This is a genomic window from Streptomyces aurantiaciflavus (genome assembly GCF_049808595.1).
Lineage (GTDB): Bacteria > Actinomycetota > Actinomycetes > Streptomycetales > Streptomycetaceae > Streptomyces.
In genome coordinates, this window is record NZ_JBNCAQ010000051.1 from 45,841 (window position 1) to 61,689 (window position 15,849).

Consider the following 15,849-nt stretch of genomic DNA (forward strand, 5'->3'; position numbering starts at 1 on the left):
ATACGTGCCTATGCACGTTTATACAATCTCCTCTCGTCGCGGCAGGGCGTCCGCGTCCTGCCGCCGGCGGACGGCGGTGAGGGTGCCGAGCAGGATCAGGCCCAGCAGAGACGCTCCCCCGACCACCATGCCGAGCCGCAGACCGGGCGGGTGGAAGGTGCAGGTCAGACGTGCCGAGGAGCCGTCGAGGGGCACGGCGATCAGCCCGTAGCGCTGACCGGCGGGTACGGCGGGATCGTCACCCGTGGCGCAGCGCCACCCGGCGATCCGGGGGACCGCGACGACGGCCGTTCCCAGGCTGCCTTCGGGGAGTTCGGCGCGGAGGGTGCCGTCGTCCACGGTCACCGCGGTGGCGCCGGTGGCCGTGAGCCTTTCGGCGGCGGCACGGAGCCGTGCGGTGTCCAGGCAGCCGACCGCGCCGTCCGGGACGGTGCCCGTCCGGTCGGGGGACAGCTCGATCCGCACCTGCCCGGACGCCGGGACCGTGCCGAGCCGCTGCATGGCGGCGATCTTGGTGACGGGGCGGTCGGACCGGAAGCGCCCGGTCGGGCCGCCGGCGAGGTCACCGGCCAGCCGTGCGGTGCCCGCGAAGTGCGGCGCCCACAGGTACACCTCGGTGCCCGCCGGGCACCGGGCCGTGACCGTCGGCTTCCGCCCGGCGGTCACGGGCCGGGGAGCGTCGACGCGCACACCCGGCCGCTCGTCCTCGCCGCGGTCCGCGGGTTTCCCGTCGCCGGTGCGCACCGTGAGCCGGGGCACGGTGTAGACCCGGGTGCCCAGCAGCAGTTCCTGGTTGCGGTACGGCGACGGTCCGAAGGCAGACACGCCCGTGTGGGCGGAGGTGCCGGCCGGCCTCACCGTCACCAGGGGCGGTACCTCCTGCCGGGACACGGTCACCCGGCTGCCGTCCTGCGGGAACCAGTTCTGATGCGGGTCCGGCGGGGAGTGCACCCGCGCGCCGACGGAGAAGATCACGTCCGTGACGGCGTTGTCCAGGCTCTGCAGGCTGCGGCCTCCCGAGGTCCAGCCGCCCCCGAGCGCGGGGAGCAGACGGAAGAGCACGTCGGAGGTGTGGCTGCTGTAGTACTGGGCGCCCTGGCCGCCCACCGTCAGCGGGTCGTTGCCGACGGTCTGCTCCCGGCCCGGGTCGGTGCGGTACCGGGGCCAGCCGTCGGCCTGTGCGACGGCCTCGGCCTGCTGCGCCTGCCGGTCGCCCCAGGGCGCGTAGTCGTCCATGTGGCCGAGCCGCATCCGGGTGGCGACGGCGGAGGTGGCGGTGGCCTCGCCGAACTGCGTGCCGATGAGCAGCGCCGCGGCCAGCACGGCCGCCCCGGTGCGGCGCCCGTCGGCGAGGGGGCGTCCCGCGTCCGTGCGGCCGAGCAGGGCCAGCCCGCCCAGCGCGCCGGCGACGGCGAGGAGTAGCACCGGCCAGGCGAAGGGGCGCACCAGGTCGCTTCGGCTCGCGAGGGCGGCGATCAGTGCGAGCAGCGTGCCCGCCGCGCCCAGCGCGCGCCGGTCGGGTGGGCCGTACGAGAGCGAGTGCCAGGCCGCGACCACCAGCAGTGCGCACACCACGAAGGCTTCGCGGTAGCCACTGCCCTGCGGGGTGGCGAAGGCGTGCCAGAGCAGTTGGGTCGGGCCCCACTGCATCGACAGCGTCACCCCGGCCACCAGCAGGGTCCACCCGGTGCGCACCCGGGCGGGAGCCGACCGCTGGAAGGGCAGGGCGAGGGCGAGCAGCAGCGCCGTGGTGCCGACGTGGAGGGCGGGCGAACCGAAGCTGTACGTCGTCGGCAGCAGCCGGGCCGCCAGGTCCTCCGTCGCCACCGGCGCGAAGTCCCGGAACCTGCCGGGGGAGGCGTGCGTGCTGCCGAAGTACACCACCGTCACCAGCGGTGCGGCCAGGCCCGTGCCGAGGGCGAAGGTCAGGCCGGCCCGGCCCGCCGCGGCGAGCGTCTGCCGACGTGGGAGTCCGGAGAGCCACAGCCTGAGCAGCACCACGAGGCCGGCGGCGAGGGTGGCCATGTACGCCGTGTAGAAGTTGGCGATCCACGCCGCCGTCACGACCAGCACCCCGAGGACCGGGCGCCGTCCGTTCAGCGTCCATGCGCCGACCAGGCACAGCAGGGGCAGGGCGATCAGACCGTCGAGCCACATCACGTTGTACACGGCGGTGGCCACGGTCCAGCCGCACAGGGCGTAGGACGCGCCCAGCAGGCCCGCCGTCCACCAGCGGCCGGGCCGCAGGCGCAGCAGCAGCCAGGCCATGGCGGCACCGGCGCACGCGATCTTCAGCACGGTGATCACGTACACCGCGAGGTCGATCCCGTCCCGTGGGAAGACCGCCACGAGCAGGGCGAACGGGCTGGTGAGGTAGGTGCCGAGGTCGGGGAGGAAGCTCGCGCCGAATCCTGACTGCCAGTTCATGAGAAGGCCGCCGTCGGAGCGTCCGTGCAGCAGATCCCACAGGTGTGCGTGGAACGGCAGGTACTGGTTGCCCAGGTCGTTGACGCTCCGGGTGCGGGGGCCGAAAGGGAAGCTGCGGGCGACGGCGTCGGCGGCGCAGAGCGTGGTCACGGTGAGGAGAGCCGCGAGCAGGGCGGCCCGCCGCGGTCCGGTCGGGCGGGGCAGCCGGAACCAGGTGAGCCGGGCGCGGACCTGGCCCGTCGGCGGCTCGGCGGGCCGGCGCGGCGTGGGTCCGGGGGCTCTGCCGTCGTCGGCGGCCGGTGTCGCCGGCTCCGGAGAGGTCGTCGATGTCACGGTCGGGCAAGCCCTCCAGAGAATCCGGCAGGGGCCGGGTCGATTCGCCGCATGAGACGGCTGATCCTTCCCGTCGGCAGTGCCTCCACGGAAAGCATCGGGGGAAATCCCGAACAAGACTCCAGGCCTTTTGACGGTATTGCGTGACCATCGGGGAAACGGGAAATGTCCCGCACGTGATGCGTGCCTCAGGGAAATCGACCCGGCATGAGCGAGGGCCGTGCGGACGCCCGGTGAAAGGCGTCCGCACGGCCCGGCGGTACTTCCCGGAGGGTGAACCCGCCTACCTCTGCTTGATGCGCAGGAAGGTGATCGAGTTCGCCGGGAAGGTGTACGTGAACTTGGCGGCGACTCCGGTGAAGGTGGAGCTCACCGGGGCGACCGGGGTCTCCGTCTCGGTGTTGACCGCGTTCGGCGCGGCGGCCAGCGTGGTCACCCGGGCCTTGGAGGCGACCTTGGCGCCGCCGAGGTCGATCGCCGTACGGGCGTCCACGGACTGGGCGTTGACGACCTTGACGATCAGGTCGCCGGTCTTCTTGTCCCAGGTGGCGACCTGGCGGAACGGCTCGGCCGGCTTGTCGTCGGTGAAGCTGCCCCACTCCTGGCCGTCGAGGTACAGGGTGACCTGGCGGCCCCGCACCTTGATGTCGATGTCGTAGGCGCGGCCCGTCTCGATCGTCCCGGCCTTGGAGATCAGCGTCGACTTGCCGCCGTCCACGGCCTGCTCCACGGCGGTGGTGGTGTTGTTCCAGCCGCCCAGGTTCCACCAGTAGTAGTTGCCGGTGTCCTTGACGCCGAAGGCGACGAGGAAGCCCTCCTTGCCGGACTTCTTGGTGGCCTTCACGTGCAGGTCGTAGTCGTGCCAGTTCGTGTCACCGGCCGAGACCATGGTGTTCTCGGCGGCGACGTCGGTCTGCACGTACTGCCCGTCCTGGACGGACCAGCTGCCGCCGCCGGTGTGCGTCCACCGCGAGGCGTCACCGGAGAAGTCGTCGGTCAGAAGGGTGTTGCCGTCCGCGTCCGTGACCTTCACGTCGTCGTACGCCGCCGTCGTCGCCCAGGTGGACAGGCCCACGGCGCCCGTGATCGGGCCCTGCAGCGACGGGGTCCCGGTGGCCGTGGACGGCACCACCCGGTCGCCGACGTTGTTCATGAACAGCTTCTGGACCTCGTAGTTGGCCGAGTTCCAGGAGGCGTGGTTGTTGAACCACACCAGGTCCGGGCTCCACTGCACATAGTCCTCGTTGGCGAACAGCGGGGCGTAGGAGGCGAGCTTGACGACGTCCGCGTTGCGTTCCAGGCCGGTCATGAAGGCCGCTTCGGCGAGGCCGTTCTTGAAGGCGTTGCCCCAGGAGGCGTACTCGCCGAGGAAGACCTTCGGGCCGTTCCTGTCGTAGGAGTCGTAGCGGTCGTTGTTCTGCAGGAACCACTGCGGGCTGTTGTAGTAGTGCTCGTCGACCATGTCGACCTTGGCGTCCTTGTTGAGCTGCCAGGCGGTGTCGAAGGTCGAACCGGCGTCGTCGGGGCCGGAGTTGGAGATCACCGTCATGTACGGGTACTTCGCCTCGATCGCGGCGCGGAACTCCTTGAACCGGGCGAAGAACTCGTTCGGGAGGTTCTCCTCGTTGCCGACCTCGATGTGGGTGAGGTGGAAGGGCTTGGGGTGGCCCATCTGCGCGCGCTTCCTGCCCCAGGTCGAGGTCACCGGGCCGTTGGCGAACTCGATGAGGTCGAGGGTGTCCTGGATGTGCCGCTTGAGCAGCGCGTCGTCGACGACGGCCTTGTTCTGGCCGCAGCCGGTCACCAGGGCGGGGACGACGGGCAGCGGCATCGCGCCGACGTCCTCGGCGAAGCGGAAGTACTCGTAGTAGCCGAGGCCGTAACTCTGGTTGTAGCCCCAGAAGTTGGAGTTCGTGGCGCGCTGCTCGACCGGGCCGATCGTGTCCTTCCACTGGTAGGAGCGGGCGCGCTGCCAGCCGGAGGCCTCGCTGTAGTCCTGCATGGAGCCCGTGTTGACCAGGCAGCCGCCGGGGAAGCGCACGAAGCCCGGATGCAGGGCGGCGATCTTCTCGGCGAGGTCCTTGCGCAGACCGTTGGGCTGGTGCTTGTAGGTGTCGCGCGGGAAGAGCGACACCATGTCGAGCGCGGCGGCGCCCGAGGAGGCCACGGTCAGACGGCCGTCGCTGCTGGTGCGGGTGGCGGTGAAGGTCGCCTTGTACCTGGCCCAGCCGCCGGTGCGGACGGCCACCCGGCGGGCGGTGGCCAGGGCGCCGTCGGCGTCCTGCAGGGAGACCGTCAGCGTGGTGCCGCTCTCGGCGCGGGCCCACACCGAGAAGTCGTACTTCTTGCCCTGCTCGACCCGGATGCCGGTGTTGTAGCCGGCGTTGGTCACGGACGAGCCGGCGCCCAGGGACAGGTAGTTGCGGTTGCGCTCGTTGAGGCGCCCGGCGTCGTTCAGGACCTGGGCCGTGCCGTCGACCGTCCAGGAGGTCAGCGGGGTGTAGGAGCGGTTGTCGACGGTGGAGTACTCGAAGGATCGGTTCTGCACGAGTTCGGCGTACAGGCCGCCGTCGGCGGCGCGGTTGATGTCCTCGAAGAAGACGCCGTACATCGTGTCGTCGATCCTGGCGCCCTTGGCGGTGGGGTCGACGGTGATCGCGTAGTCGGTGACGTCCTCGGCGTGCGCGGGGGCGGGGAGGAGGGTGGTGGCCGTCAGGAGGGCGGTGGTGGTGAGACCGAGTCTCCAGCGGGTGCTGCGGGTGGTGCCGGTGGTGCTGCGTGACATGGATACTCCGCGGCTCTCTGTTCACAGATGTTCGAAATATCGGACCTTGATCAGCACTTCGAACGGCAAGATAGGGAGGGGGTCGGAGCGCGTCAATGGGGCGTGCACCAACCGATGCGACGGAGGGCGGCACGCGATGGGCGAGTTCTGGCCAGTGCCGGACGCTCTGGCATACCTCGCCGGGATGTGGCGGGTGGAGCGTTCGGTGCGGGATCTGACGAGCGGCGACGCGGGCACGTTCACCGGCCGCACCGGTTTCCGGCCACTCGGCGAGGGCGGCGGTCTGCTGCACGAGGAGTCCGGCACTTTCGTCTGGCAGGGCGTGGCCAGGCCCGCCGAACGGACCCTGCGCTTCCTGCCGGGACCGGCGCCCGGTACGGCGGAGGTACGGTTCGCCGACGGCCGCCCCTTCCACGACCTCGACCTGACGACGGGACGGCATGCGGCCGGCCATCCCTGCGCGGCGGACCTCTACCGGGGCGAGTTCACCGTGCGGGACGCGGACCACTGGCGGACGGTCTGGCGGGTGGGCGGCCCGGCGAAGAACCTCCTGCTCACCACGGAGTACACGCGCGAGAGCGCCGGTCACGCGCGCGACGGCTGAACCGGGGCCCCCTCGAAGCGCAGGTTCCAGCGGCCGCCCAGGCCGGTGACGGTGGTCGTCGACAGGGGCCGTACATCGATGTTCCAGTACGTCGAGGGCGGCGCCTTGAGCGCGTACACCAGCGCGGCGCGGATCACGCTCGGCTCGGCCACGGCGACGATCCGGCCGCCGTCCTCCACGGGCCGGGTGTCGAGCCAGCCGCCCACCCGCGAGACGAACTCCAGCAGCGACTCACCGCCGTGCGGAGTGGCCCGCGGATCGGCGAGCCAGGCGTCCACGGCCTCCGGCTCCCGCGCCATCGCCTCACCCAGGGTGAGCCCCCGCCAGCGGCCCATGTCGCAGTCCCGCAGGGCGAGTTGGGCCAGCGGGGCGTATCCGAGCGCGTCCCCGGTGGCGCGGCTGCGCGGGGTCGGCGAGCAGTAGCGCAGCTCGGCCGCCGCGAGCGGCAGCAGCTCGCCGGCCACGCGCAGCACCTCGTCCCAGCCCGCCTGGTCCAGCGGCCGGTCGTCCTCGAAGCGCTCGGCGAGCAGCGCGGAGCTGCGCGCGGCGGCGACAAACGTGACCCGGAGTGCCATGCGGTGATGGTGGGACGCCCAAGTACGCAGGTCAAGGGATGTTGTGCGACATTTTCTCGGACTTCTCGAAAAGCAGCGCCATCCAGCGGTCGGGCTCCTTGAGCGCCTCGAAGCCGACCTTCTCGTACACCCCGTGCGCGTCCTCGGTGGCCAGCAGCATGCGGCGCAGTCCGAGCGGCAGCAGGTGGTCGCGGACGGCCACGACGAGGGACGTCCCGAGGCCCTTGCCCCGCACCGCCGGATCCACGTACACGTCGCACAGCCACGCGAAGGTCGCGCCGTCCGTCACCACGCGCGCGTAGGCGACCTGCTCCCCCGACGCCACGTCGTACACCCCGAAGTTCAGCGACCCGGCGATCGCCCGGTCCTGCTTCTCCCGCTCGCGCCCGAGCGCCCAGTACGCGTCCGTGGACAGCCAGCGGTGCACCCGCTCGGCGTCGATCCGGGCGGGGTCGGCGGAGATCTCGTAGCCCTCGGCGAGGGGCGGTGCGTCGTTCATGGGGGGACCCTCACAGATCACGCACCCCGTGTCGAACGGATTGCGCGAGCACGTCGTCGCACGCCACCCGCAGCCGCCGCACCCCCTCCGCGATCTCCTCCGCCCCGGCGACCGCCGCGAAGCTCAACCGCACGTACGGCGCCGGGGGTTCGGCGCTGAAGTACGGGCGGCCGGGGGTCAGGGCGACGCCCGCGCGCAGGGCCGCCGCCGTGAACGCGCTCTCTCCCCCGGAGCCGAAGGCCTGGGAGGTGCCCCCCGTGCCGTCGGGCAGGCGCAGCCAGAGGTGGTAGCCGCCGGACGGGACGTGTGGGAGGGACAGTTCGGGCAGGTGCAGGGCCAGGGCGGAGGTCACCGTGTCGCGCCGGGTCTTCAGCTCGGCCGCGATCGCCCGCAGATGCCGTGGCCAGGCGGGTGAGCCGACGAGTTCCAGGGCGGCCTCCTGGAGCGGGCGGGGCACGAAGAAGGTGTCGACGACCTGGATGGCGCGCAGCCGTTCCAGGACGGGGCCGCGGGCGGCCAGGGCGCTGACCCGGAAGCTGGGCGAGGTCGCCTTGGTGAGCGAGCCGACGTGGACCACGACACCGTCGGGGTCGTCGGCGGCGAGCGGGCGCGGCAGCGGCCCGGCGTCCTCGTGCGCGAGCCGCCGCACGAAGTCGTCCTCGACGACGAAGGCGCCCGCCTCCCGAGCGATGCGCAGCACCTCACCGCGCCGGGCGGGGGCCAGGACGGCGCCGGTCGGGTTCTGGAAGAGCGGCTGGCAGACGAAGACCCGGGCTCCGGTCGCCCGGAACGCGTCCGCGAGCAGCTCCGGCTTCACGCCGTCCGCGTCGACCGGCACCGGCACGGGCCGCAGGCCCGCCGAGCGGGCGATCGCCAGCATGCCGGGGTAGGTGGGCGACTCGACGAGCACCGGCGCGCCGGGTGGGGCCAGGGCGCGCAGGGCGGTGGTGAGCGCCGTCTGGCCGCCGGCGCTCACCAGCACCTCCGCCGCGGTGACGGCGCCGCCGATGGAGCGCGCGAACCACTCCCGCAGCTCCGGCAGTCCCTCCATCGGCGGCCGCCCCCAGGTGCCGGGGCGCCGCCCGGCCCGCGCCAGGGCCGCGGACATCGCCCGCTCCGGCTGCAGCGAGGGATGCAGATAGCCGCCGTTGAACTCGATCACACCGGGCGGCGGAGCGGCCAGCGACACCGTGACGCCGGAGGCGTCCACCGAGCGCGGTACGAGGTCGGCGGCGCCGTCCGCGCTGAGCGCGACCTCCTGCCACGAGGTGTCGCCGGCCGACGCCGGCGCCGTACGCGGCCGGGCGCGGAAGGCCCCGGCGCCGGGCCGGGTGACCACCAGTCCCTCGGCGACCAGCTGGGCCAGGGCACGGGAGACGGTCACCGGGCTCACCCGGAACCGTTCGACCAGGGCCCGGCTCGACGGGAGCTTTCCACCAGGTGAGTAGCGGTCCAGTTCCCGCCGCAGCTGTTCCGCCAGTTCACCCACACTGCTACGCTCATGCATGAAGACACAGAGTAGCGCTACTACAGCCTCGGCGATAGCAGTCACCACCCCGGGAACTACACCGGGAACCGCTCCGCCGCCCACCCCGAACGCCGCCCCCCGGCGCCGGCCCGACCTCGGCGGCACCCTCCAGGCCGGTCTCGGTGTCATCGCCTTCTCCCTCACCTTTCCCGCCACCGCCTGGGGACTGGAGGGCTTCGGCCCCTGGTCGCTGGTCGCCGTGCGCTGCGTGCTGGCCGCGCTGATCGCCGGCGGCTGTCTGCTCGCTCTCCGCGTCCCGCCGCCCGCCCGCCGGCACTGGCCCGGTCTCGCGGTCGTGGCCGCCGGCGTCGTCGTCGGCTTCCCGATGCTCACCACGCTCGCCCTGGAGACGTCCACCACCGCGCACGCCGCGGTCGTCGTCGGTCTGCTGCCGCTGACCACGGCCCTGTTGTCCGCCCTGCGCGTCGGCTCCCGCCCCTCGCGCACCTTCTGGGCGGCGGCGCTGGCGGGCGCGGCCGCGGTGGCGGCGTTCACCGTGCAGCAGAGCGGCGGCGCCCTGACCACCGCCGACCTGTATCTGTTCGCGGCGCTGCTGGTGTGCGCGGCCGGCTACACCGAGGGCGGCCGGCTGGCCCGGGTCATGCCGGGCTGGCAGGTCATCGGCTGGGCGCTGGTGCTCTGCCTGCCGCTCGCCGTGCCCGCCGCCGCGCTCGCCCTCGCCCACGAGCCCGTCCGACTGACCGCGCACAGCATGGCCGGACTGATGTGGGTCGCGGCGGGCTCGCAGTTCCTCGGTCTGGTCGTCTGGTACCGCGGCATGGCGGCCATCGGCATCCCCAAGGCCAGCCAGTTGCAGTTGGCCCAGCCCCTGCTCACACTGGTGTGGTCGGTGCTGCTGCTGGGCGAGCACCTGACAGTGGCCGCCCCGCTGACGGCCGCGGCGGTGCTCGTCTGCATCGCCGTCACCCAGCGGGCGCGTGGCTGAGCGGGCCTACCCCGGCCCACTTCCCACCACCGCTCTGCGCCGTAGACTCAAGGCCACGGACCGCTGCTCCCGCACTTGGTGAGGAGGCCCCTTACGATGCGTGCAACCGTGGGCGACCAGCTTGTCCAGCACGGCAGGGTGGTCGGCCAACACGACAAGGTCGGCGAAATCGTCGAAGTACTGGGCCAGGAGGGCAACCCCCCGTACCGCGTCCGCTTCGAGGACGGGCACGAAGGCCTGTGCTCGCCCGGTCCCGACACCGAGATCCGTCACAAGGAGACCGGCCGGCGCTTCGGCCTCGGCCGATAGTCCGGTAGATCAGCGCGGGGGCTTCGCCGGCTGCCCGTAGTGGTCGGCGACCACCCGCGCCATCGCCCCGATCCGGTCCGCCGCCACGTCCTTGGCGGCGAAGAAGACATGCCCGCGCACCTCCGGATGGTCCTTGGCCAGGGTGAGGTGCCGGGACAGTTCGGCCGGGTTCTGCCAGGCCGCGGCCTGCGCCGGATCCCCGGCCCGGTACAACGCCTCCCCGATGTACAGCTTCGTCCTGCTCCCCCGCGCCACCTCCGCCCACCAGCGCACGAGCTCGGCGTAGTCGGCGGCGGGCAGACCGATGTGCCAGTACAGCTGCGGCACGATGTAGTCGATCCAGCCCTTGCGCACCCAGGTGCGGGTGTCGGCGTGGATGGCGTCGTACGACTGCAGGGCCTGGGTGTCCGAGCCGCGCGGGTCGGTGGAGGCGTTGCGCCACACCCCGAAGGGGCTGATCCCGAACCGGGTGGTGGGCCGGACGGCCCTGATCCGGGCCGCCGTCTCGCGCACCAGCCGGTCGATGTTGTCGCGCCGCCAGGCCGCCCGGTTCGGGAAGCCGCCGCCGTGGCGGTCGTAGGCCGCGTCGTCGTCGAAGCTCTGACCGGCCACCGGGTACGGGTAGAAGTAGTCGTCGAAGTGCACGGCGTCCACCGGGTACTTCTTCACCGCGTCGAGGATCGCGTCCTGCACGAACGCGCGGACCGCCGGCAGTCCGGGGTTGTAGTAGAGCTTCCCGCCGTACGGCACCACCCAGTCGGGGTGCCGGCGGGCGGGGTGGGAGGCGACGAGTCGGCCGAGGTCGGCATGGGTGGCGACCCGGTACGGGTTGAACCAGGCGTGCAGCTGTAGCCCGCGGGCATGGGCCTCCTTCACCGCCGTGCCCAGCGGGTCCCAGCCCGGGTCCTTGCCCTGGGTGCCGGTGAGGACCTGCGACCAGGGCTCGTACGGGGAGGGCCACAGCGCGTCGGCCGTCGGCCGCACCTGGAAGACCACGGTGTTCAGGCGGTCGCGGACCGCCAGATCCAGGTGGGCGAGCAGCTCGGACCGCTGCTGGGCGGCGGTCAGGCCCGGCCGGGACGGCCAGTCGCGGTTGGCGACCGTCGCCAGCCACATGCCCCGCATCTCCTGCACGGCCCGGCGGTCACCGTCGCGAGGCGCGCGCCCCCCGGCCGCCGCCCCCGTCGTCGTGAACGCCGACAGCGCGGCCAGCGCGAACGCCCGCCGAGTCAGTCGCCCCATGGCGCACATCCCCACATACACCGCGGATCCGCTCGGTCACGGATCGTCTCCGGGCCCCAGGATGCCCCCACCCCGGCGATCGATCATCGATACTTGCTAGTAACGTGCACGATCGGAGCAGGCCGACCGGGACCCGGCAGACCTGTCACAGCCATCAGCGTGAGCGCAGTGAAGGGGACGATGTGACGGACATCGAACGCGTGGGAGTGGTGGGCTGCGGCCAGATGGGCGCGGGCATCGCCGAGGTCTGCGCCCGCGCCGGACTCGACGTCAAGGTCGCCGAGACCACCGGCGAAGCCCTGGAGATCGGCCGCACCCGGCTGTTCAACTCCCTGGCCAAGGCCGCCGAGCGCGGCAAGATCACCGAGGAGGAGCGGGACGCGACGCAGGCGCGCCTGAGCTTCACCACGGACCTGGGCGAGTTCGCCGACCGCGACCTGGTCATCGAGGCCGTCGTGGAGAACGAGCAGGTCAAGACCGAGATCTTCCAGGTCCTGGACCAGGTGGTGACCCGCCCGGACGCCATCCTGGCCTCCAACACCTCCTCCATCCCGCTGGTGAAGCTGGCGGTCGCCACTTCGCGGCCCGACCAGGTCGTCGGCATCCACTTCTTCAACCCGGCCCCGGTGCAGAAGCTCGTCGAGCTGATCCCGGCGCTGACCACGTCGGAGGGCACGCTCAGCCGGGCGCAGCTGTTCGCCGAGAAGCTGCTGGGCAAGCACGCCATCCGCGCCCAGGACCGTTCCGGTTTCGTGGTCAACGCGCTGCTGATCCCGTACCTGCTCTCCGCGATCCGGATGTTCGAGACCGGCATCGCCAGCCGCGAGGACATCGACAACGGCATGGAGCTGGGCTGCGCCCACCCGATGGGTCCGCTGAAGCTCTCCGACCTGATCGGCCTGGACACGGTCGCCTCGGTCGCGCAGAGCATGTACGAGGAGTACAAGGAGCCCCTGTACGCCGCTCCCCCGCTGCTGCAGCGCATGGTGGACGCGGGCCGGCTGGGCCGCAAGACCGGCTCGGGCTTCTACACCTACGGCTGATCACCCTCGGTGACCCGCACGGGCCCGGCGCTCTTCGGAGTGCCGGGCCCGCGGCATTCACACGGCGTGCGCACACCGGGCCCGCATATGCCGCGCGCACACTCTCCCCACCGGCCCACCAGGCGAGTTCACTCATCATGCGCATGCAAGGGATGTGAGACGACTACGGAAAGGAGCGGAGACGTGACCGCCGATCCCGAGCATCCCGTCGTCCATGGAGAACTCGCGGAGTTACGGCGCCGGCTCGACGTGGCGTACGCCCGCGTCGAGGGCGGCCTGGCCCTGCTGACGCACCGCACCGAGGAGACCGCCAAGGAGGTCGACGAACTGAGCACCCGGATCGTCACGCTGGAGCCGCCCGCTGGCCGCTGCCGTCGCTCGCGGCGATCACGGCCGTCGGCGCCCTCGTGGTGACGATCTGGCAGGCCTTCGGACGCTGAGCGCTCCGCCGGGAACGCGGTACGGCGTGACCGGTCAGTGCACGACGTCCTCGCCGAGCCTGAGGTGGTGCAGGAGCAGTAAAGCGGCCGCCATGTTGGCGGCCGGGACCTCCCCACGGGCGACCATGTCGGGGACGAGCTTGAGCGGTACCCATTGCCGGCGGTCCGACTCGAAGTCGTCCACGGGGTGCCCGACGTACTCACCCTCGTCCGACCAGTAGATGTGGTGCCGGGCGTCGGTGAGGCCGTTGGACGGTTCCACGCTCATGAGGTGGTGCAGGGGTCCCGGTCGCCAGCCGGTCTCCTCCTCCAGTTCGCGGGCTGCCGCGCGGGCGACGTCCTCGCCGTCCTCGACGACGCCCGCCGCGAGTTCCCACCCCCAGCTGTCGGTGATGAAGCGGTGGCGCCACAGCAGAAGAACCTCGTTGGCCTCGTTGACCACGGTGGCCACGGCAACGGGCCGTAGTCGTATGAGGAAGTGGTCGAGGTGCCGGCCGTCCGGCAGTTCGACATCCGCGAGGTTGACGCGGAACCAGCGGTTTTCATACACAGTTTGTTCGTTCTGTTTCGTCCACTGCATGGCTCTGCCACCTTCCGTCGAGTAAGTGGCAATATCGCAGCAGGAACTGTGGGGCGCCGGTGTTCGGGTCCGGGTCCGGACAGAGCTCGCAAGGGTGTCTACAGCGGCACGCGCAGGGCCCCGTCGATGAGTTCGGCCGCCTCGGCCGTGCCCGCACAGCCGCTGCGCACCAGGTGTTCGCGCACCGCCCGGAGTCTGTCGCGCAGGCGTCGGGACTCCGTTCCCCGGGCCTGTTCGGCCATCCGCACCGCGGTGGCCACCGCCTTGTCGGCGTCGCCCTGGCGCAGTTCGATGGTGCTGAGCATGGCCAGCCGGTGCACCCGGCCCCGGTCGTGGGCGGGGGTGTGGACGGCGGCCGCCGCGTGCTCCGCGGCGGCGGTGAGGTCACCGAGACTGAGCAGGGCCTCCGCCACCTGGACGTTGACCAGACCCGGCTGGACATAGCCCGTCTCGTCGGGTTCGTGGCCGCGCCGGATGCGTTCGGCGGCCGTCTCGGCACGCCGGATGCACGACAGCGCGCTGGTGCCGTCGCCGAGGTGCGCGTACGCCTTCGCCTGCATCGCGTACAGGTCGGAGGCGAGGGCGGGGGTGATGTGCTTGTCCGCGGTGCGCAGCGCGGCCTCCGCGAAGGCGACCGCCTGCCGGTACTCCCGCATGAACAGCGACTGGTTGACGAGCAGCCCGATCACATACGCGCCGAGTCCCCGGTCCCCGCTGGCCTTTGCCAGCCGCAGCGCCTGGTGGAAGTAGCGCTGCGCGAGACCGTGCGCGTCGGAGTCGTACGCGCAGATACCGGCCACCGCCACCAACCCGCCCGTGGCCCGGTGCAGTTGACGGCCCGTCGCATCGGTGTAGCCGCCACGCAGCAGCGGGGCGGCCTCCGCGTTGAGGAAGCCGACGATCCGGCTGCGGGTCGCCACCCCGCCGACCTTGCGGTACATCTGCTCGTAATGGGTGCGGGCGGCGCGCAGCATCTCGATGTCGGCGGAGGTGACCCGGTGCCGGCCACCGCGCGAGACGTCGACGTCCTCGGGCGGGTTCTCCCACTCCCACACCGGCATCACGGCGGGCGTGCCGGTGACGGCTGGCGCGCCCAGCAGGTGCGGGCGCTGCTGTTCGTCAGAGCGCCACAGCGCGGTCGCCCGCTCGACGAAGCCGGACAGCGAGGTGCCGTGCGGGGCGGAGGGCTCCCCCGGCACACCGAGACCGATGTCGTCGAGGGTGACGGGCCGGTGCAGCCGGCCGGCGAGCACCTCGCAGATCAGGTCGGGCACCTGACCGCGCGGCCGCTGGCCCTTCAGCCATCGGGCGACAGCCGTGTGCTCGTAGCGCAGCGCGAGCCCCCGCGCACGACCCGCCTGGTTGACATGGGCGGCCAGACCCGCGTGGGAGATCCCCGCCTCGTCCAGGATCGCGTCGAGCAGTGTGTTGGGCTGCATGGGTGCCCCCCCGGTGGCTCGGTGCCGACGGCGCCACTCAGAGTAGCGGGTCCCCCTTCACACGGGGTGTGAACGGAATGCGCGTATCCGCAGGGTGTGCGCGCTGTCGCGCAGTGTTTCCAGTCGGTTGACTGAAATACCTCGCAAGAGGTTGGCCGGGCCGCCGGCTCCCCCTCGTAAGCGGCGGCCCGGCGTCTCGCTCCGCGGGTTGGGCGGGGGGACTACGGTGCGTCGTGGTCTCGTTGCGCGGTCGGGTGCGGGTGGTGGGTGGTCGCCCGCGCAGTTCCCCGCGCCCCTTGGGTCGCCCTCGCGTGTGTCAGGAAACGCCCGGGTGCAGGGGGCGCAGCCCCCGCGCCCCTCGGGTCGGTTGTCCTCACGTGTGTCACGAAACGCCCCTGGGGGGCAGGGGGCGCAGCCCCTGCCCCCCAGGGGCGCGGGGAACTGCGCGACCAGCCACGATGCACCCGCACCCGGCCGACCACACAGTCCCCCCACGGCGACTAGCCGCGCAGAACCGCCCCCGTCCGCTCGCCCGCCAGGGCGACCGCGGCATCCCGGGCAGCCGAGGCCTCATCGACCGTCAGCGTCCGGTCACCCGCGCGGAAGCGCAACGCGTACGCCAGCGACTTCTTCCCCTCGCCCAGCTGCGCGGCACTCTCGTACACGTCGAACAGCCGGATCCCCTCCAGCAGTTCGCCCGCGCCCTCACGCAGCGCGGCCTCGACCTCTGCGTGCGGGACGAACGCGTCGACGACGAGGGCGACGTCCTGCGTGGCGACGGGGAACGTGGAGATGCTCGGCGCCTGCGGCGTGCCGTCCCCGACCTGCTCCAGGACGTCCAGGTCCAGCTCCATCGCGGACGTCCGCGCGGGCAGTCCCAGAGCCTTCAGGACGCGCGGGTGCAGCTCGCCCGCGTGGCCGACGACCCGCTCGGCGCCGTCGACGACGACCACCAGCTCGGCGCAGCGGCCGGGGTGCCAGGGCCCGTACTGCCCGTTGCGCACGACGAGCTCGGCGCCCGCCTCACGGGCGACCGTCCGCGCCGCCTCGACGGCGTCGGCCCAGTCGGCCGGACGGCCCTTGCCCCACCAGCCGGCCT

Annotated in this window: 13 protein-coding genes and 1 pseudogene; 5 read left to right on the forward strand and 9 right to left on the reverse strand. The window is 72.2% G+C overall.

Translation table 11 applies throughout. From position 1 onward, the window contains the following. Positions 1 to 18: 18 nt before the first annotated feature. Positions 19 to 2,631, reverse strand: a complete 2,613-nt coding sequence (locus tag ACPT94_RS38950; RefSeq protein ID WP_425247961.1) for a YfhO family protein — start codon at positions 2,629 to 2,631, stop codon at positions 19 to 21. Between the two features lie 412 nt (positions 2,632 to 3,043). Then, positions 3,044 to 5,545: an alpha-L-arabinofuranosidase C-terminal domain-containing protein gene (locus ACPT94_RS38955; RefSeq protein ID WP_360346354.1), complete on the reverse strand. Its 2,502-nt coding sequence runs from the start codon at positions 5,543 to 5,545 to the stop codon at positions 3,044 to 3,046. 136 nt (positions 5,546 to 5,681) lie between these two features. Between ACPT94_RS38955 and ACPT94_RS38960 the strand changes: the two genes are divergently transcribed. Beyond that, positions 5,682 to 6,149: a DUF6314 family protein gene (locus ACPT94_RS38960; protein ID WP_360346356.1), complete on the forward strand. Its 468-nt coding sequence runs from the start codon at positions 5,682 to 5,684 to the stop codon at positions 6,147 to 6,149. Here the strand turns inward: ACPT94_RS38960 and ACPT94_RS38965 are convergent. Genes ACPT94_RS38965 through ACPT94_RS38975 form a run of 3 tightly spaced genes read right to left on the reverse strand, consistent with a single transcriptional unit; the run spans position 6,131 to position 8,730 of the window. Continuing rightward, complete coding sequence (locus ACPT94_RS38965) at positions 6,131 to 6,724, reverse strand: histidine phosphatase family protein (RefSeq protein WP_360346358.1); 594 nt, start codon at positions 6,722 to 6,724, stop codon at positions 6,131 to 6,133. The two genes, ACPT94_RS38960 and ACPT94_RS38965, sit on opposite strands and share 19 nt — an antisense overlap. 31 nt (positions 6,725 to 6,755) lie before the next feature. Further along, positions 6,756 to 7,223 (reverse strand): GNAT family N-acetyltransferase, encoded by a 468-nt coding sequence (locus ACPT94_RS38970; protein WP_360346360.1) that lies wholly within the window; start codon positions 7,221 to 7,223, stop codon positions 6,756 to 6,758. A 10-nt stretch (positions 7,224 to 7,233) separates the two neighbouring features. Continuing rightward, entirely contained in the window at positions 7,234 to 8,730 is a 1,497-nt protein-coding gene (locus ACPT94_RS38975; RefSeq protein WP_425247958.1) for an aminotransferase-like domain-containing protein, read from the reverse strand. Here ACPT94_RS38975 and ACPT94_RS38980 point away from each other — a divergent pair. Together ACPT94_RS38980 and ACPT94_RS38985 are read left to right on the forward strand one after the other, a co-directional pair. Beyond that, positions 8,729 to 9,697, forward strand: coding sequence for a DMT family transporter (locus ACPT94_RS38980; RefSeq protein WP_425247959.1), 969 nt, complete (start codon positions 8,729 to 8,731; stop codon positions 9,695 to 9,697). The two genes, ACPT94_RS38975 and ACPT94_RS38980, sit on opposite strands and share 2 nt — an antisense overlap. A gap of 96 nt (positions 9,698 to 9,793) precedes the next feature. Continuing rightward, a complete protein-coding gene (locus ACPT94_RS38985; RefSeq protein WP_360346366.1) occupies positions 9,794 to 10,006 on the forward strand; it encodes a DUF1918 domain-containing protein in 213 nt (70 codons plus the stop codon). A gap of 9 nt (positions 10,007 to 10,015) precedes the next feature. On the opposite strand, the gene ACPT94_RS38990 is transcribed toward ACPT94_RS38985, so the two are convergent. After that, positions 10,016 to 11,248, reverse strand: coding sequence for a glycoside hydrolase family 10-like protein (locus tag ACPT94_RS38990; protein WP_360346368.1), 1,233 nt, complete (start codon positions 11,246 to 11,248; stop codon positions 10,016 to 10,018). A 182-nt stretch (positions 11,249 to 11,430) separates the two neighbouring features. On the opposite strand from ACPT94_RS38990, the gene ACPT94_RS38995 reads away from it, so the two are divergent. Then, positions 11,431 to 12,291: a 3-hydroxybutyryl-CoA dehydrogenase gene (locus ACPT94_RS38995; RefSeq protein ID WP_360346370.1), complete on the forward strand. Its 861-nt coding sequence runs from the start codon at positions 11,431 to 11,433 to the stop codon at positions 12,289 to 12,291. Between the two features lie 183 nt (positions 12,292 to 12,474). After that, positions 12,475 to 12,731, forward strand: a pseudogene (locus ACPT94_RS39000) (hypothetical protein). 34 nt (positions 12,732 to 12,765) lie between these two features. On the opposite strand, the gene ACPT94_RS39005 reads toward ACPT94_RS39000, so the two are convergent. From ACPT94_RS39005 to ACPT94_RS39015, 3 genes are all read right to left on the reverse strand, one after another. Further along, positions 12,766 to 13,311 carry an NUDIX hydrolase gene (locus ACPT94_RS39005; protein WP_360346372.1) on the reverse strand — a complete coding sequence of 182 codons (546 nt, stop codon included), beginning with the start codon at positions 13,309 to 13,311 and terminating at the stop codon, positions 12,766 to 12,768. Between the two features lie 98 nt (positions 13,312 to 13,409). Beyond that, complete coding sequence (locus tag ACPT94_RS39010; protein ID WP_360346373.1) at positions 13,410 to 14,750, reverse strand: NsdA family TPR-like regulatory protein; 1,341 nt, start codon at positions 14,748 to 14,750, stop codon at positions 13,410 to 13,412. A 500-nt stretch (positions 14,751 to 15,250) separates the two neighbouring features. Next, a partial coding sequence (locus ACPT94_RS39015) for a phenylalanine--tRNA ligase subunit beta-related protein (RefSeq protein WP_489686605.1) occupies positions 15,251 to 15,849 on the reverse strand: 599 nt, incomplete at its 5' end.

Excerpts from the sequence above, each read along its gene's own strand:
- ACPT94_RS39010 (WP_360346373.1), bottom strand. The coding sequence starts at position 14,750 with ATGCAGCCCAACACACTGCTCGACGCGATCCTGGACGAGGCGGGGATC.
- ACPT94_RS38960 (WP_360346356.1), top strand. The coding sequence starts at position 5,682 with ATGGGCGAGTTCTGGCCAGTGCCGGACGCTCTGGCATACCTCGCCGGG.
- ACPT94_RS38985 (WP_360346366.1), top strand. The coding sequence starts at position 9,794 with ATGCGTGCAACCGTGGGCGACCAGCTTGTCCAGCACGGCAGGGTGGTC.
- ACPT94_RS39005 (WP_360346372.1), bottom strand. The coding sequence starts at position 13,311 with ATGCAGTGGACGAAACAGAACGAACAAACTGTGTATGAAAACCGCTGG.
- ACPT94_RS38970 (WP_360346360.1), bottom strand. The coding sequence starts at position 7,223 with ATGAACGACGCACCGCCCCTCGCCGAGGGCTACGAGATCTCCGCCGAC.
- ACPT94_RS38965 (WP_360346358.1), bottom strand. The coding sequence starts at position 6,724 with ATGGCACTCCGGGTCACGTTTGTCGCCGCCGCGCGCAGCTCCGCGCTG.
- ACPT94_RS38980 (WP_425247959.1), top strand. The coding sequence starts at position 8,729 with ATGAAGACACAGAGTAGCGCTACTACAGCCTCGGCGATAGCAGTCACC.
- ACPT94_RS38990 (WP_360346368.1), bottom strand. The coding sequence starts at position 11,248 with ATGGGGCGACTGACTCGGCGGGCGTTCGCGCTGGCCGCGCTGTCGGCG.
- ACPT94_RS38975 (WP_425247958.1), bottom strand. The coding sequence starts at position 8,730 with ATGCATGAGCGTAGCAGTGTGGGTGAACTGGCGGAACAGCTGCGGCGG.
- ACPT94_RS38955 (WP_360346354.1), bottom strand. The coding sequence starts at position 5,545 with ATGTCACGCAGCACCACCGGCACCACCCGCAGCACCCGCTGGAGACTC.